We start from the raw sequence: 24359 nt of genomic DNA on the forward strand, positions 1-24359 counted from the left end.
TCATACGAACTGCGACTATTTTTTAAATTTTCTAATATAAGTAAAATTCGTTAAACGTCGTTCGTTTTAAATGGATCGGATCGGTTTAAACCTGCCTTTCTCCAATACATATTTTTTTTTGTTCAATTCAATCGTTTGACCTTCGTTCAACTCCATCAGGTTTTCCAAATCCTCTTCTATTGTATGAACAGATCCTTTCGTATTTCTAGCTAGATCTAGATACTCCGTATTAATTCCTGCATAGGAGCCGCATAGTACAACCCTTACCGGCTTTTGAATCTTACCCATCAAAGAATAGTCTCTCATTGTTGAAAAATTATCCGCAATTAAGATCAGCTCTTTACAATCAGGGCAAACCTCTTGCGCTTTGATCAATGCTTCGATATCGTTTTCCGGACCGTCACCTCCGTATCCTCCGCTGATCGTAGCCTTCGCTAATTTTTCCAATTCCTCGTATACTTTCAATTTCTGGAAATAGATACCTCCGGTCTTTCCCACCACTTTTTTCCCATCGGGAGTATTATCCCCGTCATTGAAAAAAACGAAAAATTTTTCGATCTTCTTAAGAGTCTGTAATTTGAAATAAAGGAATAATTGCTGCGTATAAGGAAACATACTTCCGGTAAGATCCCCTACAATCGCTCCATCCCATTCCTTTTTTCTTTCTAAAACTTTCGAAACGATTTCGTCCTTCTGGAATTGTGGAGAAGTTCCCGATTCGGCAACACAAGATTCGGAGCGACTTTCAACGGAACGTTCTGGTTTTTTTCCGAATAGAATATCTTTTTCCTTCTTCCATGTTTCTTCAGAAGGTTTTGGTCTATAATGTATCGCGAAGCCGTGAAATTTATCCGAAGTATTTTCTTTTTCACCGCAAGAGTCGTATTTTGTTTCTTTCCATTCCACTAACGTGTTCTTGTCCAGTTTAGGAAAAATTCTCAATAATTCCTTTTTTCTTTCCTGATCCAATCTTAGCTGATCATACGCAGACGTTTTACATATGGAATGAATATAAGTAACCGTTATGAAAATTCCTTCTTTGACTTCGGTTGGAATTTTTACGTTTTTTGTTTTGGATTTCATAAAATCCATTGGGAGTAGGAATTGTTCCTCGTTTTCCCTTCTTAGAATTGATGGATCTTCTCGCTTTACCAAAACTTTTGTCGGTTTCGAAGGTAGACTCTCCGGTTCAAGACAAGGAGATGCAGATTGAGCAAAGAGAACGCTATAGGAAGAAAAGAAGAGTAAAACGGCCAAATATTTCATTCGAGAAACCCCTATTATGGAGTTATTCCGAAATCGTAAAATTCAGACAGAAAGACGATCCGATTTTAAGGATAAATAAAAACCGGAGGTGAAAAAATTTAAAAAGGGCAATTTCGCGTTTTTTCGAAATTTCAAACCCTTAATATTCTAAAACCAAACCTTCATATGGAGCGATCTCGAATACCACAGGGATTTCCATTTTCTCCGGCTTTCTATGAGTAGAGATAAGTATCTGAGCGGTGCGGTTCGCATTTGCTACGATCTTTTTGGATTCATTCTCAAAGTTCAAAATGATGAGGCATTTTTTCTTTTCGAATTCCCTGGTATATTGCAAAACACCGGGAGGAGAATCGTAATCCAGGGCAAGAGTCCCTTTTTTCAGGATCTCATTCCCTTTTCTGAGCCATATTAGTTTTTTATAAAAATTTAATAAACTTTCGATAGATCTGGACTGAGTTTCCACGTTTACGGATTCGTATCTGGAAAAAACGGGAAGCCAAGGTTCTCCCTTGCTAAATCCTCCGTTCACATCTCCAGACCAACACATAGGGAGTCTACAATTGTCTCGACTTGGATAGACCGGCCAGTATCTGATTCCGACAGGATCTTGGATGCGATTTTTAGGGACTCTTTCGTCCATCATTCCAAGTTCTTCGCCATAATATAAGAACGGAGTTCCTCTTAGAGTCAAAAGCATTAGAGCTGCGATCTTTGCGCGAGCTGTGGTCTCTCTTCCTTTGGAATATCTAGAGATATGCCTACGGAAATCATGATTACTTAATGTATAATTCGGCCAACCTTTATCTCGGAGATACTTCTCCCATTCTTTGATAACATCCCTGAATTTTTCGGCCTTCCAAGGAGTGTAAAAGAAAGCAAAGTTAAATGCCAGATGAAGTTCGTCACCTTTTGGGCCATAATAAGAAGCAGGAAGTGCGCTTGTGCCTGGCGGCTCCATCATCACTTCTCCTACGGACATTCTATCTCCGTACGAATCCAAAAGTTTTCTGAGATCTTTTAAGATATCGTGCATCTCCGGACGATCACGATCATAAATATGATTTTGTTGATCGAATGGTCTTGCGATCCATCGTTTGCGAGGGTTACTTCTTAACTCTGAATCTTTAACGAATAGATTTACAACATCCAGACGGAAACCATCTACTCCCAAATCCAGCCAATTTTTGACCATAGAGAAGATCGCTTTTTTAACTTCTGGATTTCTCCAGTTCAAATCCGGTTGTTCCGCTAAGAAAGAATGATAATAATACTGATCTGTAGTTTTATCTAGGGTCCAGGCTCTTCCCCCGAAAGTTCCCATCCAATTATTAGGAGGTTTTCCATTTATAGGATCTCTCCAAATATACCAATCTCTCTTAGGATTGTCTTTGGAAGATTTAGATTCTAAAAACCAAGGATGTTGGTGAGATGTATGATTCGCAACCAGGTCCATGATGATCCTGATCTTACGTTTATGCGCTTCTTTTAATAAACGTCTAAATGTTTCTAAGTCTCCAAAGACAGGATCGATACTTTCGTAATCCGAAATATCGTATCCGAAATCATACATAGGAGATGGATAAATAGGAGAAAGCCAGATTGCGTCAATGCCGAGGGAGTTCGGAGTTCCGTCGTTCAGATAATCTAATTTTTGAATGATACCTTCTAAATCGCCGATACCATCCCCATTCGCATCTTTAAAACTTCTTGGATAAATCTGATAAACGACTGCGTTCTTCCACCAGTCCGCGTCCATCTTTTTACCGCGGCGGGGAAGATTAGGCTTTTTGATCGACCTAACAGATGTTGTGGCTTCTTTTTTTCTTTTAGAAGTGACTGTGGAACGACTGCCCGAATCCATACTGGGGACCATTTTTAAAAAACAAGTTCCCCTGTCATCCTTTCCACCGGCTGGATTCTCAAGATCTTATCTTCTAGGGATTTTAACAATTCTGCATCTTTGACCTGTTCTCCGTCCTTAGTCTGGAGATAGAATGAGTCATAAGCATAATCCGCTGAAGTTGAAACCCTTAAATGAGAAACTTTTAAACCGAAATCGAATACTTTTCTCAAGATCCGATACACCAAACCGACCATATCAGGCATTCGGACTTCCATGATGGTAGTATCTGTAACATCTTGGTTGGAAAAGCGAACAGAACGATTGATGATGCTTTCCGGTATCGTCTTACGTGGATTCCATTCAGTTCTTTCAAAGGCGATACTATCCCTTTGTAATTCCCCAGAAGCCATTAATCTGAGTTTACCTTCCATTCTGGAAAGTTTTTCAGAAGAAATATTACCACTGCCCTGGGGGTCCGTTACTTGAAGAATATGGATCTGGAATTCTTCGAAAGTATAACTCTGCATTCCGACCAGGCTCAAACCTTCCGAAGAAACAGAACAACATAAATCCAATAAGATCTCAGGAATATTACGGCTTACTACTTCTACCGTTACAAAAGCTGGATCTTGTTCCAAAGCCAAAAGTAGATCGGAATCTCCGTCCTGACTCAAAGAAGTAATCGATTTAAAATATTTTAATATTTTTCGATTCGATACAGTTTTTAAAAAACTTTCCGGGATAACCGAATATGCAAAGGAAGCGATTGTTTTAGATATTTTAGAATCTTGTCCTTCTTTTTCAGTCAGATAAGCGACCAAGTCCTTTGCAAGAGCGATCCTTTCTTCTTCTCCATGAGGGCCTTCGGAATCGGTTCGATTCGTTTGGAAGAAGTTTATAGAGTTTCGATAAAGTTCGTTTAAGATAGCCTTCTTCCAATTAGTAAGAACATTTGCTCCCACAGATTTGGTATCTATGATGGTAAGAACGTATAAAAGTTTCAATCTATCCGGATTAGAAACAGTTCTCGCAAAATTGCGTATCAGTAACTTATCCGAAATATCTCTTTTGGAAGAAAGTTCCGACATCAAGATATGTTTTTCGACCAGGAATCGAAATAGATCCGTATCTTCTTCCGATAAACCTAGACGAGATCCGACGGAAACAGCAAGTTCTGCGCCGTACTCCGAATGATCACCTTCTTTTACTTTTCCAGCATCATGAAGAAGAATTGCTAAAGCCAAAATTTCGGTCTTATCACATTCTCCGTAAACTTCAGAAATCTCTCTATCTTCGAACTCTCCCTTGTCCAAACGATCCAACTCATGCAAGATCAGAAGAGTATGTTCATCCACAGTGAACTCGTGATGATAACTGAATAAAGGAAAATTCGTACATGCGCCGAACTCAGGCAGAAGAGCTCCGAGCACCTGGCATTCATGCATTAATTTCAATATTCTTCCTCTTTCTTTTTTATTCTGAAGAATACGGATAAATCCTCCATTCACTTCCGCAGAATATCTAAAATCATCGTCCAGAAAGTGAGAAGCGAACCTGATCTCACTCAATAATCCACCCGAAATCTCAAAGCCTGTCTCTTGGAGCATTCTGAAAGTAAGTAAAATATCTTTATATAATGTATGAGGATCCGCGAAAAGATTTCCTTCGCTGGGCGGAAAGATCGTATTTCCGATCTTTAAAAATCGGACTCCTTCATAGTCGAAATTTTGGGCTTCTCCTTTTTTCTGAGCCGCGAGTAACGAATCCAGATATACACGAACAATAAAAAATATATTCTTCTGATGACTATAGAGAGTGTTCATAAACTTCTCTATAGTTTGCATATCTTCTTTTTTACCGAAGCCTAAATACTCAGCAACCTCTGGCTGGAGATTCAGATCTAAACGGTCATGTTTTCTTCCAGTGAGAATATGAAGTGCAGTTCTGACTCGGATCAGAAAATCATACGCTTCTTCCAAGGCTTGGACTTCTCCGCTTTGGAAAAATGGAAGGACTGCCAGTCCACCTAAGGAACGGATCGGGCTTCTGGATTTTTCGGTCCAATATAGATATTGAATATCTCTCAAACCGCAGAGATCCGTTTTTAAATTCGGTTCCGAAAGAAGAATGGGTCTTCCTTCTCTCAAAAACCTTTCCGAAAGCTGATCTTCTTTTGCTTGGTTGTATCTGGTAGCAAACTTAGGAGGAAGTTTTGCTAAGAATTCCTCTTGGTACTTTTTAAATAGCTCTTTGGAGCCTGTTAGGAATCGGCTATCCAAAACAGCATGAAAGCTGGACATATCATCCAGATAACGAAAGGATTCCTTGATAGTCCTGCAAGTATGCCCTACTTCTTTTCCGGAATCGTAAAGATAGGTATTAATGGAAGAAATGATCTCCGAAAGTTTGGAATCCGGAACTCCATTATGTAAATATAATATATCTACATCCGAATGAGGAGCCATTTCCATTCGACCGTAACCGCCTAAGGCGATTACTGCGACTTCTTCCCCTTTTTTTAAAATGCCGGAAGACTTTTCGAACCTAGTCCTTAAAAAGGAATCTATGATAAATGTGAGCTGACGAGAGACCAAGCGGCCGGAGACCGCCCTACTCTTTTCCAAAAGCCTTTGAAAACTATAGGAGATGTCTAATTCTAAAGGCAAGTTCGTTCCTACTAGCTGTTAGACTGAGTTTATTTCAATTTATCGCCGGGATTAGCGCCTCTATGAGGCACAAAAAGACTTAAGTTCTCACCTTCTCCAGAGGCCAAAAGCATGGCTTCTGAAACTCCGAACTTCATCTTTCTTGGCTTCAAGTTAGCAACCGCAACGATAGTCAATCCAAGAAGGTCCTGAGGTTGGTAAGAAGCCTTAATACCTGCAAAAACATTCTTAGTTCCAAGAGCACCCAGATCCAATTTTACTTGGACCAATTTGTCGGCGCCTTCTACAGGACCGGCTTCTATAATTTTACCAACTCTAAGATCTACTTTGCTTAGATCCTCGATAGAAATTTCCAAAACTCCTTCCGTTTTAGGAGCGACGGCAGGAGTTGTAGGTTGGGCGGATTTAGTTTCCAAAGTGTTTTCTTCTAACATGGTTTGAATTGATTTTTCCTCTACACGTTTGGTGATCATTTCATATGCGGATACTTTTGTTTTTTCCAGATCGGAAGTAAGATCTGCAAACTCAGGTTTTTTATTTAAACCTAAAATTTTATACACCTTCTCTCCCGATTTAGGAAGAACAGGATACAAATAAATGGAAAGAATTCTGGCTGCGTTCAAAGCGACTGTCACAGTTTTGCGAGCAGCTTCCATATCGGATTTAATTTGGATCCAAGGAGCAAGATCGTTTACATACTTGTTTGCGATATCACCCAAGCGAGAACATTCTTTCATTACCCTGGTATAATTTCGAGTCTCATACCATTCTTTAATCTTGGATTCGGAACTTCTAAGTTCATCCAGAATTTTTTTTCCGTCTGCATCCAAACTTCCGAGATTTCTATCAAGTTTATCTAATATAGAAGTGGCGACTCTGGAAACCAGGTTCACGAAATTCCCTACAAAGTCCGAATTTACTTTTGCAGTATAATCGTCAAAAGAAAGATCCAGATCGTCCATTCCTGGTCCCAGTTTCCCCGCCAAATAAAAACGAAGATGTTCCGGGTCCAAATGTTTCAGGTAACCATCGGCTTTGATAAAGGTCCCTCTGGATTTAGACATCTTCTCCCCGTTCACAGTAATAAAACCGTGAACATGGACCTGAGTAGGAGAACGATATCCTCCGCCTTCTAAGGTAGCAGGCCAGAATAAAGTATGAAAATATAATATATCTTTTCCTATAAAATGAGAGATCTCCGTTTTTTCATCCTTCCAGAAAGAATCGAATTTTTTACGATCCCCTTTGAAATAATTCAAACTGGAAGCCATATAACCTATGGGAGCATCCAACCAAACATAAAAATATTTTTCGGTCTCACCAGGTATCTTAAAACCGAAATAAGGTCCGTCACGAGAAATATCCCAATCCTGGAGCCCTGCCTCGAACCATTCTTTTAGTTTTTTACGAACGCCTTCCGCTACATGAGAACCTTTTTCGACCCAATTGGAAAGATATTTCTCAAAATCTCCCAATTTGAAAAAGATATGTTTAGAATTTCGACTAACGGGTGGATTGCCGCATAAAGAACAATGGGAATCTTTCAGATCTTTGGGAGAATAAGTAGCACCACAATTTTCGCAACTATCTCCGTACTGGTCCTGGGTTCCACAATTCGGACAAGTACCTTTGATAAAACGATCCGGAAGGAACATCTTATCCGTATCACAATATGCCTGTTCGATCTCTCTTTCAGCAATATGACCTTTACCTTTTAAAGAAAGATAAATTTCCTCGGAAAGGATTCGATTTTCTTCCGAGTTCGTGGTATAATAATTATCATATTCGACTAAAAAGCCGGAGAGATCTCGGTAATGTTCCGTTCTAACACGATCGATCAATGCTTCCGGACTGATCCCTTCTTTTCTTGCAGCAAGCATGATGGGTGTGCCATGCGTATCGTCCGCACAGAAAAAATAACACTCATTGCCTAAAGATTTTTGGTAACGAACATAAATATCAGTTTGGATCGCTTCCAAAACATGGCCTAAATGAATCGGACCATTCGCGTAAGGCAAAGCGGAAGTAACGAGGATCTTTCGTTTTGATTCGGAACTCACATAGTCAGGTTGAGAAAAATTCCCCCAAAATCAACATGGATTTTCATTGCAAAACCGCAGGTTGGGTTAAAATACAACGGAAAAACGGGGAAGCCCTTAAAGGGAAGGCATTAAAATGGAAAGGGTTTCATCCTTGGCTAGCAAAGTTTTACCAGGCCATGAGTTTTACGAAAAATTTCAGAAAAGTCTGGATAGAGAAACCGAGATTTTTCAACTCAAGATGAATTACGCCAAGGTGCTAGTTAGTCTTTGGTCATATTCTTGTCATGCAGACGGAGTCTTTCATAGAAAAGAAGGAAACCTAGTCGGACAAATGGTAAAAGCTATGTTCGATAAGGATTGTATCTTCGATCATCACCAAGACCAAAAAGCAGAGATCATCGAAGAATTATCCGAAGTATTCGAGTCACCGCTTCCCATTAAAATGATCACAGACTTTGCGGAAGGAAATCCAGTATTAGCTGTAAACTTTTACGAAGATGCAGTATGTATCGTAACGACTGACGGCAAATTTACGGATAGAGAAAAAGAATTTTTGGAAGATCTAGCCAAGGAGCTGGAAATTTCTTCCATGGATAAGAAAAACATAGATAATAAATATACGGACGGCGACGAGGACTGAGTTTCAAGTCGCCCTCTCTCCCATGCCATTTCCGATCCTATTACTATTATTCGGCTACTTAGGTCTTCAATTTATACTAAGTGGCCCCTTCATACAACTTCTAGTAAATATAATATCCTTCAGGCTATTCAAATTCCGCTGGTTGACTCCCGGCGTCTTATTACCAGGGCTTTGGGTTTGGGCCAGACATTTTACGATTTTCTTCCCAGGAGAACTCGGAACGGATATTGTACATGCGAAAGGGAGTTTTGTACATTTCAGAATCTCATTTTCCAATCTATTTAAAGGAAAATTAATATTTAGAGGAGTAAATGTACGCTCCTTTCATATGGATTATACTAATAGAGTGGAATCTCGCAAAAAGATCGAATACCTTCCCAAAAGAGGAAGGATCCAGTTCAAATTGGAGAAGGTTTCCCATTCCAGTATAGACATCGAGGATAAGACCTTAACTCCGGTATTTAATATACAGATCCGAGACATCAAAATAGAGAACGGGGTCCTGGATGCAGGCTCTCCATTAGAAATTCTTTTTAGAAGCAGAATAGGCTCTTGCAGGCTCGGGAGAGAAGGTCTACTCAGAACAGGAACACTAAAAGGTGGAGACAGGGGATATCTTACATTGAGTGGAATCACTTGGGGAGAATTAGCAGGACTGGAAATTATCCCATTGCCTCTATTCAAAAAGCAGGTTCATCTTACTTTAGAATTCCGTCATATAGACGAGCATCATACAGACTTCGAAGGGACCTTATTGCATACAGGTTTAGGAGAAGAAGAGGAATCCGAATCTTATCCCTTCCGCTTCGGAGTAGACTGGAATGATTTTAACCTTCCTTTTGATCTAGCTCTCAGGAAATTGATTATGGAATTATTCCTGCAAACCAAGTTAGAAGGTTTGATGGCGAGGACCTTGCAAACAATTGCGAAGGGAATTCGGTTATTTTTAGGAAAGGATTGAAGATCAGGCTTTTACCTAACCCTCTGGCCCATACCTTCTACGATCCCATTCAGTTTAATCAAACCGGAGATCATATCTTTCATGGCAGAACGAAACGCTTTCTTTTGTTCTTCATCCACTCTCTGAGAAGCAATATCCGCTTTCATAGATTCCAAAGTATCACTTACCAAAGCTAGGATACCGTACATCGGCTCATCCTTGTTAGTTGAGTTAATAATGAATTCTATATTATTCTTATACATCTTTTTTCCCTTTTCGCCTATCGAGAAGAATATGAATCTTTCCCGATTTAGTTCATTGTATAAAATCTATTCCTTTGAGGATACGGATTCAAGTCGAATTTGTAATATTCAAAGGATTTATTAAATTTTCCGCTGAGGCTGGAAATCTTTTATAAACTCGATTCGTTTGTGATAAAACGACCTAAACCTTGCTAAGAACCGTTCGAGATACTATCTTTGGAACCGGATTCCAAGAAATCAGGAGTCATTTCATCTTTTAAATCCACTCCGGATATACCTCGTTTGAGAGATTCCGAAAGTAAATAAGCGGTTTTTAAGGAAGCCTTATGGAAATCTAAGCCATCCGGCCGTATATTCGAAATACAATTTCGACTTTCGTCTGTTTTGCCTAACTTAGGATCAAAGGTCAGATACATCCCCAAACTATCCGCAGAAGAAAGTCCAGGCCGTTCTCCTATAAGCAATACAACAGCCTTGGCCCCTAATATTTCTCCTACCTCGTCTCCAATAGCAACCCTTCCCAGTCTTCCCAAAACGAATGGTGCCATTTTATATTTTTGTTCGGATAAAATCGGCACCAAAACTTGTAAGAATGAAACCAAATTCGAATCGATTGCTTTTGCAGAAAGTCCATCTACTCCTATCAATACCAAATCATACTTTCCCTTTTTAGATTCTAATCTGGACCGGGAAGGTTCCGAAATCCTGCGACCCAAATCAGGTCTGAGTAAATATTCTTCTCTGCTCTTTGCTAAACTTTCTGCTCCAAGAATCTCGATCCCTAATGGTTGGAAAATTTTTTCGAGGCCTAAATTCAACGTATCAAAATTAGGCTCTTCTAAAACTGCATCTCTTGCCCTTGCATGATCCAATCTGAATTTTAGAAGTTCGGAAGTTGGGATGGAGCCACCGGATCTTCCGATACCGATCCTGGCAGAAGTTAAACTTTTCCAAAATTCTTTAGAACTCATCCGGCCTTATCCTCTAATATTCCTTCGAGTAGAAGTTTGCCCGGATTTTCTTTAGGAAGGAATTGTTTGCTAGATTCAAAAAGCCCTTTCTCCAAAAGCCAAGATTCAAACTCGGGAGCAGGTTTAAGCCCGAAAATTTGTCGAAGATACAATGCGTCATGGAACGAAGTACTTTGATAGGACAACATCACATCATCCGCGCCTGGAACTCCCATAATATAATTACATCCGGCCGCTCCAAGCAATGTGAGCAATGTATCCATATCGTCTTGGTCCGCATCTGCATGATTAGTGTAACATACGTCCACACCCATCGGAAGGCCCAAAAGTTTTCCGCAAAAATGATCTTCTAAGCCTGCCCTTAATATTTGTTTTCCATTATATAGATATTCAGGTCCTATAAAACCAACAACCGTATTCACAAGAAGTGGATCGAATTTTTTTGCGACTGCATATGCCCTCGCCTCTAAGGTTTGTTGGTCCACACCGAAATGAGCACCCGCAGACAATCCACTCCCTTGTCCCGTTTCGAAATACATCACATTATTTCCAACAGTTCCTCTGTTCAGTTCCAAAGCCATCTGCCTGGATTCTTCTAAAATACTTAAGTTCACTCCGAAACTTTTATTCAGAGCCTCACTTCCACCTATAGATTGGAATACCAGATCAAGAGGAGCACCTTCTTCCATTGCTTTTATAGAAGTGGTTACATGGCAGAGCACGCAAGACTGAGTTGGAATAGAATATTTTTGGATGATAGAATCTATCATCCTAAGAAGTGCAATTACAGTAGGAACATTATCGGTCGCCGGGTTGATCCCGATCACAGCGTCTCCGCTTCCTAATAAAAGCCCATCCAAGATGCTAGCGGCAATTCCTTTAGGATCATCTGTGGGATGATTGGGCTGTAAACGTGCGGACAATCTCCCAGGAAGACCGATCGTATTTCGAAACTTGGTCACTACAGGAGATTTTTTAGAAACCAAGATCAAATCCTGATTGGACATGAGTTTGGAAACAGCAGCAGCCATCTCAGGAGTGATCCCGTCTCGGATCTTTGAGATCAATTCGGAGTCCGTATTTTCTTTCAAAAGAAAGTCGCGGAATTCTCCTACAGTAAAGGAGGAAATTTTGGAAAATGCTGATCGATCATGAGAATCAAAAATCAGCCGAGTAACCTCATCATTTTCTCCTGGGATCAATTCTATATTCAGAAATTCTGATAGATGTAGATCTGCCAAAGACATTTGGGCAGCCACTCTTTCTTCCTGAGTAGAGGCTGCAATCCCGGCCAATTGGTCTCCGGAACGTAGCGGACTCGCCTTCGCCAATAATGTTTTTAAGTCAGGAAATACGTAGGACTTCCTACCAAGAACGGTTTTGTAACCCATATTGATTTCCTATTTTATTATGCAGATCTTTGATCGGAATTTCTTCTTCTATCGATCCGACTTACTCTAATTCCGAAAAATCCCAAATCAAGAAATTTGCCTTTTTATTTTGCAAAAATCGCGGACCTTGCCCAAACTAATCCGCTTCCTAAGATCAAAACGAAGATCCCAAACAAGATCGGATGTTGCCAGGCGGATACGCTTAATACAATTGCAGACAGAACAAGCGCGATAGAAGGTAAAATTTTCCCTCCCGGAACCATGAACGGTCTTTCTCTGTCTGGTTGTTTTTTCCGGAGCACAAAGAAGCTGATCATAGAACAAAAATATAAAAGTAATGCACCGAATGCAGACAACGTAATCAGCTCGGATGTTTTTCCGGTACATAATGCCGCGATCCCGAAGATCGTATTTGCCATCAAAGCATTAGCGGGTGTTTTGAATCTAGGATGGATCTTTCCAAAAAATTTAGGAAGAAAGTTCGCTCTTCCAAATTCGAAACTGGCTCTTCCCCCGGCCAAAATGATCCCATGAAAAGAGGCAATGAGTCCAAATAGTCCGATCGTAATTAAAAGATGGAATGCCCAACCGGATTCCCCGTATAATTTACGTAATGCGAGAGGCAAAGGATAATCGGAGGCAGCAGCTCCCGGTTCAGGATACACGATCATCTCCCATCCCCCTACTCCAATAGAAGAAAAAAATACCATCCCACAAAGTGCAACTAAGGTGCCTAATGCAGATCCAAATCCGATCAGTATATTTTTTTGAGGATCTTTGGTTTCTTCCGCGACATTTGCTACTCCTTCTATCGCCAAGAAAAACCAAACTGCAAATGGTAAAGAAGACAATGCCCCTGTCCAACCGTTAGGCAATGGATTAGAGGAAAACTTCTCCCAAGAGAAACTAGGAAGTGTAAGCCCTGAAAATAAAAGTAATTCAAAAACTGCTAATATAGTAATTCCAAACTCGAATGATGCTGCGAATTTCACTCCGATTATATTCAAGATCGTAAAGAGCAAATAAGCAACGATTGCAATCCAGATCGGATCGATTCCCGGCAAAAATAAGGAGAAGTAGGCTCCGATCGCCGCTGCAATCGCAGGGGGTGCAAATAAAAATTCTATCAACTGAGCGGTGCCAACGAGATAAGCCCAGGCATTTCCAAGAGCTTCTCTACCGTAGTCGAATGCTCCCCCAGCTTTGGGGATCATACATGCGAGTTCTGTGTAACTGAAAGAAAAGCAAACATATAGCAGAATGATCAGTAAGGTGGCAATTCCCAACCCTAAGGTTCCACCTACCGGTAAACCCAGATTCCAACCGAAATACATGCCTGAAATTACGTATCCGACTCCTAAACCCCAAAGTAGCCAAGGGCCCAGGGTTCGACTGAATTCTTCTTTTGATTCCATCTCTGTTCACTAATTAGCAAGAACTGTGCCTTTTCCAAGTTCGTTTCTCCTTTCGGAAAAAACTCGACGTCTAAACTTACACCAGGGAGCATTCAATATGCCTCACTTAAGATCTCGTACTTCCACCCACGGACGCAATATGGCCGGAGCCAGAGCCCTCTGGAGAGCCACCGGTATGAAAGAAGGTGATTTCGGAAAACCGATCATCGCCATCGCAAACTCGTTCACTCAGTTCGTTCCAGGACATGTTCATTTAAAAGACCTAGGGCAAATGGTCGCAAGAGAAGTGGAGAAGGCGGGAGCCGTCGCAAAAGAATTTAATACCATCGCAGTGGATGATGGGATCGCCATGGGGCATGGCGGAATGTTATACTCTTTGCCAAGCCGTGACCTGATCGCCGACTCAGTAGAATATATGGTCAACGCTCATACTGCGGATGCACTTATCTGTATTTCCAACTGTGATAAGATCACACCAGGAATGCTCATGGCGGCGTTAAGACTGAATATACCAACGATTTTTGTTTCCGGCGGACCAATGGAAGCCGGGAAAGTAAATTGGAATGGAGACATTCGAAAATTGGATTTGGTCGACGCAATGGTAGAAGCCGCCAATGAAAATGTTCCAGACGAACTTGTAGAACAAATAGAACGTTCCGCTTGCCCTACTTGCGGATCTTGTTCCGGAATGTTCACTGCAAACTCAATGAACTGTCTTACGGAAGCATTAGGACTTTCTCTTCCAGGGAACGGTTCCACGTTAGCTACTCATGCGGATAGAAAACAACTCTTCTTAACCGCAGGAAGACTGATCGTTGAACTTGCAAAAAGATACTACGAACAAGATGATGAATCCGTTCTTCCTAGAAATATTGCGACTTATGAAGCCTTCCAAAACGCAATGGCATTGGATGTTGCGATGGGTGGATCCACAAACACTGTGCTCCATATTCTAGCGGCGGCTCACGAAGCCGGAATTAATTTCAAAATGCACGATATAGATCTGATCTCCAGAAAAGTTCCATGCGTTTGTAAAGTGGCACCTGCCACCCAAAAATATCATATGGAAGATGTTCATAGAGCTGGTGGGGTCATCGGTATACTTTCCGAATTGGACAGAGCAGGGCTCATTCATAGAGATGTGCCTACAGTTCACTCGGAAACATTAGGAAAAGCTTTAGAAGAATGGGACATCGTCCGTCAAAAAGCAAACTCCAAAGCATACGCATTATTTTCCGCGGCACCCGGTGGAGTTCCTACAACAGAAGCTTTCTCCCAAGACAAACGTTGGCCTGAATTGGACTTAGATAGAGCAAACGGATGTATCCGAGATGTAGAACATGCATATTCTCAAGATGGAGGACTTGCAGTTCTCTACGGAAACATCGCACCTGAAGGTTGTATCGTTAAGACCGCAGGGGTAGATGAGTCTATCTGGAAATTCAAAGGAAGAGCTAGAGTGATGGAAAGCCAAGAAGAAGCTGTGGCCAAAATCCTAGGCAACGAGGTGGTAGAAGGTGACGTAGTTGTAATCCGCTACGAAGGTCCAAAAGGTGGACCAGGGATGCAGGAAATGTTATACCCTACTTCTTATCTGAAATCCAAAGGTTTAGGAAAAGCATGCGCACTTCTGACCGATGGAAGATTTTCCGGAGGAACCTCCGGACTATCTATCGGGCATGTTTCTCCAGAAGCGGCGGCAGGCGGAGTCATCGGTTTAGTGGAAGAAGGTGATATCATAGAGATAGATATCCCAGACAGATCCATCCACTTAAGAGTGAGTGACGCGGATCTTTCCGATCGCAGAGATAAAATGAACGATAAAGGAAAAGAGGCTTGGAAACCTAAGTCCAGAAAAAGAACTGTTTCTGCTGCGTTAAGGGCCTATGCCGCGATGACTACTTCTGCGCATACAGGAGCGGTCAGAGATGTTAGCCAGGTAGAACATCTATAATTTAATGCGACAGAAACTATTCCTAGAGTAAGGGAATTAAAAAATCCATGTCCCGTAAAAAGACTGGAAACCGATCTTAAAAAGGAGTATCTTCCAATTATGTCGAAAATTGCCCTTACTCTCCCCTCTGTACAAACTCCCTCTGAACTAATGGATTTCCTTAAAAAGGAATCAGATAATCCGAACTTCGATCTTTGGTTGGACCAATTATGCGAAAGAGCAAGATCCGGAGACAAACTGGTTTGGAGTTTTTTATACCAAGCAATCAGAGAGGCGGATTCAGGGAGATTGTCCTGGGGATTTCATAAAAGACTTCTTTCCGGGATCTTTCATATGCTTTCCCGTATCGGAGATTCTCAGTCTTATAGATTGTTCATCAATTATGTAAAGTCCTTGGATAGGACTATTCCGACAGGAGCCTTGGAACTTATCGGAGACCTAATCCCTACATTCAAAGAAATTGATATAGATGAGATCATCTCCATTTCTTCTTTAAACGATCCATTCAAATCCGCATTCGGAATTTATGCACTAGCTCAGATCGTTCTGGAAGATAGGATCCCTGAGGAAAAGATAGAACAAGTAAAATCTTTCCTAAGAGATTATCACAACCCAAGCTATTACTTGGATCATCTTGTAGAAAGAACTCTTGAGTTTTTGGAAAGGGATAATTCTGACATTCTGGCCTTCGTTGAACAACTCGCTAGTTAAGTTCTTCAAGCGCGGCTTGTTTAATATCTCTCCGCGGGCCACCGATAAGAAGAAGGCCCATTAAATAAAAAAAGGAAGTCTTTCGACTTCCTTTTTTTATTCTTCAGAGTTTTAGAAGAAGTTTAAGCTGAGTATTGGTCCATTAGAGATTTTGCAATTACTCTAAGAGCCATCACTTCTTCCGCTCCTTCAAAGATAGAGAATACTCGAGCATCTACGAAATAGCGAGAAACCGCGTATTCTTCCGCGTATCCCATTCCTCCGTGGATCTGCATAGCTTCTCTTGTTACCCATTCAGCAACTTTAGAAGCGTAGAACTTGATCAAAGTTGCTTCCATTTGTCCTTTGTGGTCGTCTAAAAGTTTTGCTACAGTATTGGTGAACTGGCGAGAAGCCTGAACGATCATCGCCATACGTGCGATCTTATACTTGGTTAAGTTATAATCGAAGATAGGTTTTTGGAAAACTTGTCTCTCTTGAGCGTAACGAAGACCTGCTTCTAAAGCTGCTTGCATGACGCCGTTTGCGCGAGCTGCAGTTTGGATTCTTCCGCCGGAAAAACCTTCCATTTGGAAATAGAATCCTTTTCCTCTGCCTGCTTCTCCACCGATCAGGTTCTCTTCCGGAACGAAATAGTCCTCGAAAGAAACTTCGAAAGAGTGCATACCGCGGTAGCCGATAGTTCCGATCGCTTTTCCGGAAATTCTTCCGCCGCCATCTTGTTTATAATCGAATTCATGGCCGGTAAAGCTTGGCTTCTCCGCAAGAACGATAGAAAGACCTTTGTGTTTTAACTCAGGATCACTTTCTGTTCTTACAAGGATAAGAAGAAGGTTTGCATAACCCGCAAAAGTACACCAGGTCTTAACACCATTGATAGACCAGCCTCCGTCCACTTTTTTAGCAGTTACGGAAACTCCGGCAACGTCTGAACCGTAATTAGGTTCTGTTACCATGATACCACCCATCTTCTCTCCGGAAGCGATCAAAGGAAGCCACTTCTCTTTTTGAGCGTCGGTTCCACCTTTTAATAATGCTTTAGAAAGAATTTCAGGACGAGTGATTAAAGATCCTGCGATTCCCAAAGATCCTCTGGAAAGTTCTTCGGTTACGACTAGCATGGAAATATTATCCGCTTTATCGTTCGGTTGTAATCCACCGTAAGTTTCAGGAATACAAAGACCGAAACATCCCATGTCTCTTAAACCTTGGATGATCTCTTCTGGAACGATATCGTCGTGACGGTGAACATGCTCTGCTTTAGGAGCTACCACTTCTTCCGCAAACTGTTTGAAAGTCTGGCGGAACATTTCGTGGTCTTCGCTCAAACCATAAGCTCCAAAACTTCCGGAAGAAGCGATTAGATCAGCAATATGATTATAATTTTCGATCGCACTGGATTCTTCTAAGAACTTGTTAGTAGCGTCGTCGAATAATTTAGAAACTAATTCTTGGGTTGAAATTCCGTATTCGGAAGCTCTGGAAGTGAACTCGGAACGGATATGGGTAACAGCTTCTGCAGCGAAAACCTGAGCCATCAATTTTTCAAGCTCACCTGTTCCGAGTGAATCGTTCCAAGCGTAGTCGATAAAGTTTTCTGCGATCTTTTGTTCGGAGGTCAACCAAGCAATTTGGTATTGTACGAATTGGTTTTGGTCCATTTTGGAAACGGAAACTTTTCCATTGGAGCTACATTTGGCCGCTAAGGCCTTGGTTACTTGTTCGATTATTGCTGAAGACTTGCTTAAAGCCTGTTTTGCCGCCGAAGAGTCCGTCGGAGCTTTCGTTGCCATCATTTGTTCCTACCGATTATTGGGAAATATTACTCAAAATACTATAACCTGGGGCCGTTTCGGCCTGTCATTTAAGTTTTTGAATCCAAGTCTCGGGAAGAAATGAGACAGAATGTCCGAAAGAAGGTCCCTTCTTCCTTGAAATGAAAGCTTGTAGGAGTTCCTACATCAACCTTCCATATTACGAACCAGAGAAGATCTGATCTTTAACAGATTATTCCGGATCCTTCTCTTTTGATCATCCGTCAGAAGGATCTCTTTTTTTTCAGCTCTGTCCAAAACCAAACTTGCCTTTTCCACAAACTCTATCGCAGCATCGCTCGCAGATTCTCTCTTTTGCTGTTTTTCCTTAAAAAGATCCAAAGCTCTTTGGACCTCTTTTAGTTGTTCCGAGACGGAAACGATTTCTTCTACAGGGGAATTCATGTGCAATCCTCTATTCGTAAAGAACGTCGATGTACTTTTTCTTAGCTTCGGCATGTTCTTTAAAACTTTTAGAGAAGTAATGAAATCCATCCGGTTTTAATAAGAAGAATAGATACTCTGTCTTGCTCGGCATAAGTGCTGCTTCCAAAGAAGGTTGGCCTGGATTGGAAATTGGACCAGGCGGATATCCTTTGTTCATATAAGTATTATAAGGAGAAACAATCTTCAGATCCTTTTCGAAAATACGAGGATGTGGTTTATCAAAAAGATACTGAATAGTAGCACAAGACTCCAAAGGAATATCTTGTTTTAAACGATTTAAGAAAACACCGGCCATCAAAGGTCTTTCTTCATTTTTTTTGGCTTCTCTTTCCACAACAGATGCAAGAACTACGATCTCATGTAGTTTTTTAGGATCTAATTCCTTAGCGCCAGGAACCTTCTCCAATCTAACATAAAATCTTTTGATCATCATTCTAGCGATCTTATCAGCAGGAAAATTCACAGGAACGCTGTAGGTCTCGGGGAACAGATACCCTTCTGCATTATTTGCAGGAATTTTAAATTCTCTCAATAATTCCGTTCTGGAAGCTGCATTCAAAAAGTCTGCCCTGGTCTTAATTAAGTTTTTCTTAACTAATAAGTCACCAATCTGGCGGTTATTATAACCTTCCGGAACCGTAAATGTGACGAGCTTTACTTTTCCTTCCGTGATCACTTGCAGGACCTTACGTGCGTCCATTCCATCGTTGATCTCATACAAACCAGCTTTGATCTTTCCCGCGGACCTGGTTGCTTTAATTAGAAAAAGGAAATATTTAGAAGACTTTAATAATCCGTTTTTGGAAAGATTTTCCGTAACTTCTGCAGGAGAATCGCCCGGTTCTACGATGATGTCCACCTTTACCTGGCCCGCACCTACGGCTCCTCCTTTGATCTCATCCACAACGAAGAAGGCAACAATCCCAGAAAGAATAAGTATGCCTAATAAAACAACGGACCTTCTCACGAATGTATTTTTAAAAATCATAACTGCATGCCTAATATTTCTATCGGCGAAAACTCCTTTTTACGGAACCTCTACTTCCCCAAAAAAGGGATCTCCGGAACTAAGTTTTTAGTCCCATATCTATCCTGCTCTCTGAAAAAACAAGAATAGAACCCTTCGTGACAAGCTGCACCTTCTTGCTCTACTTCGTACACCACAAAACTTCCGTCTTTGGGTGCTAAGATTCTTTTCAGTTTTTGGATATGCCCGGAAGTGTCCCCCTTTCTCCAAAGTTGGTTCCTAGATCTACTGAAGTATATTCCCAGAGATTCTTTTTTGCTCAGTTCTAAACTTTCTATATCGGAGAAGGCCTGCATCAGAATCAGACCTTTCTCGTCCTTGGTGATCACTGGGATTAAACCATTTGAAAATTTAAGGCCTTCGAAATTAGAGATCTCTACCAATTCCTTTTGCGAAAAGTCTGGATGAGAAATTAGGACGGTATCTTCGTCGCAGTCTATATAAGTTTTTACGTTAGTCGGAAGATCATTGCGAAGAATATCCCATTCTGCTTGGGTCATCCTTTTTAATTCCGAAATTTTTCCCGGTTGTCCCCCGGCCCATATGATAGTAAGCATTCTTTTCCTACATAAACCAAGGACCGACCCGAATCGTCAAGAAAGGTGAGGCCTTGGAAATCCCCCAAGGCCTCGACCCTGTGAGGATGTTATGCCGCTTCTTTTTCTTTTCTATCGCCGAAGCTGTCGAATCGAACCTCGTCCGCTATTACTTTGACCTTGGAGCGGGATTGGCCTTCCTGATTTTTCCATCTATCCTGTTTTAAATGCCCGATTACGGTTACCTTTTTCCCTTTTTTGAGATACTCGGAACAATTTTCTGCGAGCCTTTCCCAAACTTCCACGTCCACGTACGAGACCTCGGATTCTTCTCCTTCAGTTCTTTTGTAGTTATGGTTAACAGCCACGGTAAAATTTGTGACGGACTTTCCTGCCTGGGTCTTCTTTAATTCCGGGTCCACGGTTAAAAAACCGTCCAGAACTGTGAGTGATAGATTTTTCATAAACATTTTCCTCCTGGGGAATATAGGAGCTACGTGTAGTAGAATGTTTAGAGTGATTGTAATTTTTTGGATATAGCAGAATACTTCCCGGAATTTTTACTCCGCAGCATTCATACTATATATATGGAGAGAATGACGGGCCTCGAAATCGAGGCCCGATCTGTTTATTCTTCCAGAGTGGAGAGATAAGATTCGCCTTCTAAAATAGAAGAAACACCAAGATAATATTCATCTTCTGTGCTGAGTTGCCCGGAAAAAGAATACCATCCGATAGAAATGCCTAAGAGGAGTGCGGCTGCTACCGCCAGTACATTTCTGATCGGGAATCGAATCAGCTTTTTAGAACTTTCTTCTTTTGTGTATCTATCGATTACACAAGAAGCTAAATTTTTGGACCAGTTCGGATCCGATTTTCTTTTTTCGATCTCTTCCTTCATTGGCAGACAATCTTTTAATATTTTCCCCATACTTCTCCTCCTTCTCTTTTTTCGGAGTTCTGCATTCTTCGCAACATTTCCTTTCCTCTAGCTGCCCTGGATTTTACAGTTCCGGCAGGAACTCCCAGGACTTCGGCGATCTCTTTTTCGGAATATCCGGAAAGATAATATTGAATCACACTTCTATACGCTTCCGGTAGATTGCCAATCCAAAGTTTTGCTTTTTCCCAAGTAGGAAGATTTTCTCTGTCCTCCGGTTGTTCTCTTTCAAAAGCGAAACTTCTGGAATCTTCTTCCGATCTTTTTCCGGCCTTCTCCGCCTTGGTTTCTTCTCTTACCAGATTTTCATTCATCCGAATGGATTCATTTCTGGCAATTGTATACAACCAAGTAGTTAACTTAGAGTCTCCTCTGAATTGACCTTTTTGTAATGCCTTATAAGCACGAAGATATGTTTCCTGTGCGACGTCGTCGATCGCATATGCAAAGCGTTCATACAAGTAACGGGAGATCGCCGCTAAGACGATCTCCCTGGTTTCCTCTACGAAGCGGGAAAATTCTGCCTCTCCCATTTTACCTCCGAAGAACTTTGGAAATTAATCCTCGTCTTCCTTATCGAATTTACTTTGGAACTTAAGGATTAGATCCGCCAGTTTGCCTCTTTGTTCGGGGGTTAATACCGTGTGGAATTCCACTGCCTTTTTGGTGAAATATACTCTAAGAGCTGCGATCTTTTTTTCTCTTTCTTCGCCCAGTTTGTTCCATTTTTCAGGATTCAATTTGTCAGCACGAAGTTCTTCTACTGCTTCTTTAGGTAAGAAGTGTCCGCCCATCTTAAGCTCTTTACGTTTTGCAAGTACGTCCTCTTTAATTTTATCAAGGGTCGCAGCTTGTGTATCCGTTAAATCCAATTCGGATTTAAGTTTTTTGACGATATAATTGGCTCTTTTCTCATGAGACATCCATTTATGATGGCAGCCTTGAGTCAGAAGGGCAGTTGTCCCCAACACCAACAAAATCGCGGTTATTTTCGTAATTTTGCGAAACATTCATTTCTCCTCTTTATGCACCTGGGACCGGAGCCTAAAAAGTCGGTTCCAAAAAAATTAAGAAGAAAGTATGAGAATATCTTCTTCTTTGATCTCGTATTTGGAGGCCAGACGGGTCACAAGGGAGCCCAGGATCTCTTGGGCTTTTTTGTGATAATAGAATTCTTCTCCCACTTCGATGAAAAACTTACGAACTCCTGGGAGTTCCTTTAGGATGAATGCGATCTCTTGAGCGATCTTCTCCGCATTTTTTTGGAAAGGACAACCGATGAGTTTTACTCCATTTCCGTAAGATACGTTTTGGGTCCTTTCAATGGAAAATGGATATTTCTTTTTGTCTATGATCAGCTCATTCGGGATCTTTAGGACGGAAACAATCTTTTGTAAAAGTTTTTCAGGATCGAAAGGTTTTAAGATATAACCCACAAGTTGTTTGCTATGAGCCGCTGCCACCACATCTTCTTTTTCATTACTTGCAGTTAAAAAGACAATGGGGGTATTTTTATTCAGGTCTGGGACCTTACTTGCCAGGCGGACCCCGGAAAGTACGGGCATCATATTATCCAATAGGATAAAATCATATTTGGTTTTTCTTAATTTAAGCTCTGCTGCCATCCCGTCCACGACATGGTCCACTTCGAAATTGAACCTTTCTAAAAAATGAATGAGTAGCTCGGCAGAACTTTCGTTATCTTCGGCAAATAAAATTTTAAAGAAAGATTGGACCATAAATCTGAAACTTTTCCTAAATTAAGCTCCGGACCCTTTAAAAAGGCCGACATAAAACTTTTATTCTTCGTAAATTATCCGTTTTTATAATGTTTAAGTCGACGATAAAATTTTGGTGAATTTGGCCCAAAAATAAAAAAACGGGACCCCGAATTCTCGAAGATCCCGTTCTCGCGTTTAAGCAGGAAGTATAGTAGATTATCTTCCGGCTTCCCAGTATCCTTCCGAGTACTGGTCGGTGAGATTTGCCCAGACTTCTGAAACTCCCTTAGCCGATTTTGCCTCTTGGAGTTTTTTGTTCTCATATGGAGTTACAGGAGAGGAGAAGTTCCAGCCTCTGGAAGAACATGCGCTCTTTCCGTTTGCCCAATTTCCGGAAGCTTCAGTGATTGCCCAGTTGCCACTTCCATCTTTACAAGCGTAACGATAACTATTGGAACATTTGTTGTCGTTCCAACGTCCACTTCCTACGATCTGGAGGCAATCTTCTGCGCCACCATAATCGTTAGGCTCAGCATAATCCCAAGACCAAAGTCCTTGTTTTGCAAAATCCGGACTGAATTGGTCAATTCCGAATACGCTGATCCCACAAGCCAACATCTGAGCGATATTGTCGTTAGTGAATACTCCACTTTCTTTTACGCCATCATAGACGCCAAAGTAGTTGGTGCTATCGTTAAAAACACGAGTCATAGTGTTATTATATACATTTCTGTCCCAATTACAGCTAGGATAACCTTGGAAAGCTTTCGGGCTGATTGTATTATTCCCAAAGAAAATCCTTTTTGAGTATTGGTTCCAAGCTCCGTCGTAACAACCGTTGCTCATCATCAGGATCCTTCTGTTAGAGGAAACCAGATCCTTCAGTTTAGGCATATTCGCAGCGCTCGGAATATCTCCGCAAGAGCCGCTGTATCTGTAAAGATACGGATCCAAATAACTTCTTACGATTCCAAGGAACTCGTCCTGTCTTCCATCCAGATAATCCTCGAAATACAGAACCAAAACTTCGTTTCTGTTCTGTGGAGAAGAAATCCAGTTACGAATCTCTTCCAGTCCTTTGGTTGCAGGACGATCGAATACATTACATCCTAAATCGTTGGATTGAGCATGACAAAGCAAGAAATCGTTTTTGAAATTCGTGCTCAGATAATAATGAATATCTAATTCTATAAACCTAGCTCCCAATCTCAACTGGTCTGTAAGAGACAACTGTTGATTCGGAAAAGCGTAAGAAAAGAAAGGTCCTGCATACGCCTTGCTGTTATAAGAATTGTGTGTGCCGTAAAACAAAGCCTGGTGTACAGGTAGGTTGGCCGCTACTTGTACTTGTCTTTGCACAGCGAGTGATTTTGCTTCCGCAGACTTTTCGAATATATCGATCGGACTTTCAGTTACTGCTCCCCTGCTTGCAAACAAACTAGTCGAAGACAAGCTTATCAGCAAAACGGTAAGCATGATTAATTTTCTCTTCATATTTCCATTCACCTTTTTTACTTCTGTGGATGCATAATATTTTGAAGGCTTAACTTGTAACAAGCTTCTTCTTATAAGCGGCTTATATATGTTCATTTTTATGAAGAACGATCGTTATTTATAATTTATTTATCAATTAGTATGACTACAAACAAACAGAGTTCAGTGAGTGATTGCTCATACATTAAATTTATATAATATATTTATAAGAAGCGCCTGATCCATAACTTATAAAGAATTGTACGGTTTTGTTTTTCTCCGAATAGACGATATGAAAA

The 24359-nt window shown here is 41.1% G+C and carries 22 protein-coding genes; 4 read left to right on the plus strand and 18 right to left on the minus strand.

Annotated features, from left to right (window positions below; translation table 11 throughout):
- Positions 1-66 precede the first annotated feature (66 nt).
- The 4 genes from CH365_RS08745 to metG all read right to left on the minus strand — a co-directional run bounded on the left by CH365_RS08745 (position 67) and on the right by metG (position 7835).
- Positions 67-1083, minus strand: a complete 1017-nt coding sequence (locus CH365_RS08745) for a hypothetical protein (protein WP_125226304.1) — start codon at positions 1081-1083, stop codon at positions 67-69.
- 322 nt (positions 1084-1405) lie between these two features.
- Positions 1406-3127: an alpha-glucosidase gene (locus CH365_RS08755; RefSeq protein WP_100768289.1), complete on the minus strand. Its 1722-nt coding sequence runs from the start codon at positions 3125-3127 to the stop codon at positions 1406-1408.
- A 14-nt stretch (positions 3128-3141) separates the two neighbouring features.
- On the minus strand, positions 3142-5775 hold the full coding sequence (locus tag CH365_RS08760) for a [protein-PII] uridylyltransferase family protein (RefSeq protein WP_100768187.1): 2634 nt from the start codon (positions 5773-5775) through the stop codon (positions 3142-3144).
- A 29-nt stretch (positions 5776-5804) separates the two neighbouring features.
- The gene (gene metG, locus CH365_RS08765) at positions 5805-7835 is read right to left on the minus strand and encodes a methionine--tRNA ligase (RefSeq protein ID WP_100768188.1); all 2031 of its coding nucleotides are present in this window, start codon (positions 7833-7835) and stop codon (positions 5805-5807) included.
- Positions 7836-7950: 115 nt separating this feature from the next.
- Between metG and CH365_RS08770 the strand changes: the two genes are divergently transcribed.
- The gene (locus CH365_RS08770; RefSeq protein WP_100768189.1) at positions 7951-8457 is read left to right on the plus strand and encodes a tellurite resistance TerB family protein; all 507 of its coding nucleotides are present in this window, start codon (positions 7951-7953) and stop codon (positions 8455-8457) included.
- Positions 8458-8479: 22 nt separating this feature from the next.
- The gene (locus CH365_RS08775; protein WP_100768190.1) at positions 8480-9418 is read left to right on the plus strand and encodes a hypothetical protein; all 939 of its coding nucleotides are present in this window, start codon (positions 8480-8482) and stop codon (positions 9416-9418) included.
- Between the two features lie 11 nt (positions 9419-9429).
- Here CH365_RS08775 and CH365_RS08780 read toward each other — a convergent pair whose 3' ends face one another.
- The 4 genes from CH365_RS08780 to eat all read right to left on the minus strand — a co-directional run bounded on the left by CH365_RS08780 (position 9430) and on the right by eat (position 13437).
- A complete protein-coding gene (locus CH365_RS08780; protein WP_100768191.1) occupies positions 9430-9660 on the minus strand; it encodes a hypothetical protein in 231 nt (76 codons plus the stop codon).
- 191 nt (positions 9661-9851) lie between these two features.
- Positions 9852-10631, minus strand: a complete 780-nt coding sequence (eutC, locus tag CH365_RS08785) for an ethanolamine ammonia-lyase subunit EutC (protein WP_100768192.1) — start codon at positions 10629-10631, stop codon at positions 9852-9854.
- On the minus strand, positions 10628-12022 hold the full coding sequence (locus tag CH365_RS08790) for an ethanolamine ammonia-lyase subunit EutB (protein ID WP_100768193.1): 1395 nt from the start codon (positions 12020-12022) through the stop codon (positions 10628-10630). The genes eutC and CH365_RS08790 overlap by 4 nt, the downstream gene beginning before the upstream one ends.
- Positions 12023-12126: 104 nt before the next feature.
- Positions 12127-13437 (minus strand): ethanolamine permease, encoded by a 1311-nt coding sequence (gene eat, locus CH365_RS08795; protein WP_100768194.1) that lies wholly within the window; start codon positions 13435-13437, stop codon positions 12127-12129.
- Between the two features lie 97 nt (positions 13438-13534).
- On the opposite strand from eat, the gene ilvD reads away from it, so the two are divergent.
- Both ilvD and CH365_RS08805 read left to right on the plus strand, forming a co-directional pair.
- Positions 13535-15391, plus strand: coding sequence for a dihydroxy-acid dehydratase (gene ilvD, locus CH365_RS08800; protein WP_100768195.1), 1857 nt, complete (start codon positions 13535-13537; stop codon positions 15389-15391).
- Between the two features lie 99 nt (positions 15392-15490).
- Positions 15491-16102: a hypothetical protein gene (locus CH365_RS08805; RefSeq protein ID WP_165782586.1), complete on the plus strand. Its 612-nt coding sequence runs from the start codon at positions 15491-15493 to the stop codon at positions 16100-16102.
- 122 nt (positions 16103-16224) lie between these two features.
- On the opposite strand, the gene CH365_RS08810 is transcribed toward CH365_RS08805, so the two are convergent.
- The 10 genes from CH365_RS08810 to CH365_RS08855 all read right to left on the minus strand — a co-directional run bounded on the left by CH365_RS08810 (position 16225) and on the right by CH365_RS08855 (position 24081).
- Positions 16225-17895: an acyl-CoA dehydrogenase family protein gene (locus CH365_RS08810; RefSeq protein WP_100768196.1), complete on the minus strand. Its 1671-nt coding sequence runs from the start codon at positions 17893-17895 to the stop codon at positions 16225-16227.
- Between the two features lie 168 nt (positions 17896-18063).
- On the minus strand, positions 18064-18321 hold the full coding sequence (locus CH365_RS08815; protein WP_100768197.1) for a hypothetical protein: 258 nt from the start codon (positions 18319-18321) through the stop codon (positions 18064-18066).
- A gap of 10 nt (positions 18322-18331) precedes the next feature.
- On the minus strand, positions 18332-19351 hold the full coding sequence (gene mltG / locus CH365_RS08820) for an endolytic transglycosylase MltG (RefSeq protein WP_100768198.1): 1020 nt from the start codon (positions 19349-19351) through the stop codon (positions 18332-18334).
- Between the two features lie 50 nt (positions 19352-19401).
- On the minus strand, positions 19402-19947 hold the full coding sequence (locus CH365_RS08825) for a phosphoribosyl-AMP cyclohydrolase (protein ID WP_100768199.1): 546 nt from the start codon (positions 19945-19947) through the stop codon (positions 19402-19404).
- 89 nt (positions 19948-20036) lie between these two features.
- Entirely contained in the window at positions 20037-20390 is a 354-nt protein-coding gene (locus tag CH365_RS08830; protein ID WP_100768200.1) for a single-stranded DNA-binding protein, read from the minus strand.
- 164 nt (positions 20391-20554) lie between these two features.
- Positions 20555-20857 carry a hypothetical protein gene (locus CH365_RS08835; RefSeq protein ID WP_100768201.1) on the minus strand — a complete coding sequence of 101 codons (303 nt, stop codon included), beginning with the start codon at positions 20855-20857 and terminating at the stop codon, positions 20555-20557.
- Positions 20842-21399: an RNA polymerase sigma factor gene (locus CH365_RS08840; RefSeq protein WP_100768202.1), complete on the minus strand. Its 558-nt coding sequence runs from the start codon at positions 21397-21399 to the stop codon at positions 20842-20844. The genes CH365_RS08835 and CH365_RS08840 overlap by 16 nt, the downstream gene beginning before the upstream one ends.
- 24 nt (positions 21400-21423) lie before the next feature.
- A complete protein-coding gene (locus CH365_RS08845) occupies positions 21424-21876 on the minus strand; it encodes a Spy/CpxP family protein refolding chaperone (protein WP_208861180.1) in 453 nt (150 codons plus the stop codon).
- A gap of 57 nt (positions 21877-21933) precedes the next feature.
- Positions 21934-22605 (minus strand): response regulator transcription factor, encoded by a 672-nt coding sequence (locus tag CH365_RS08850; RefSeq protein WP_100768203.1) that lies wholly within the window; start codon positions 22603-22605, stop codon positions 21934-21936.
- Between the two features lie 198 nt (positions 22606-22803).
- The gene (locus CH365_RS08855; protein ID WP_208861181.1) at positions 22804-24081 is read right to left on the minus strand and encodes a phosphoinositide-specific phospholipase C-related protein; all 1278 of its coding nucleotides are present in this window, start codon (positions 24079-24081) and stop codon (positions 22804-22806) included.
- Between the last annotated feature and the right edge of the window lie 278 nt (positions 24082-24359).

It is taken from the genome of Leptospira neocaledonica (assembly GCF_002812205.1).
GTDB classification, from domain to species: domain Bacteria; phylum Spirochaetota; class Leptospiria; order Leptospirales; family Leptospiraceae; genus Leptospira_B; species Leptospira_B neocaledonica.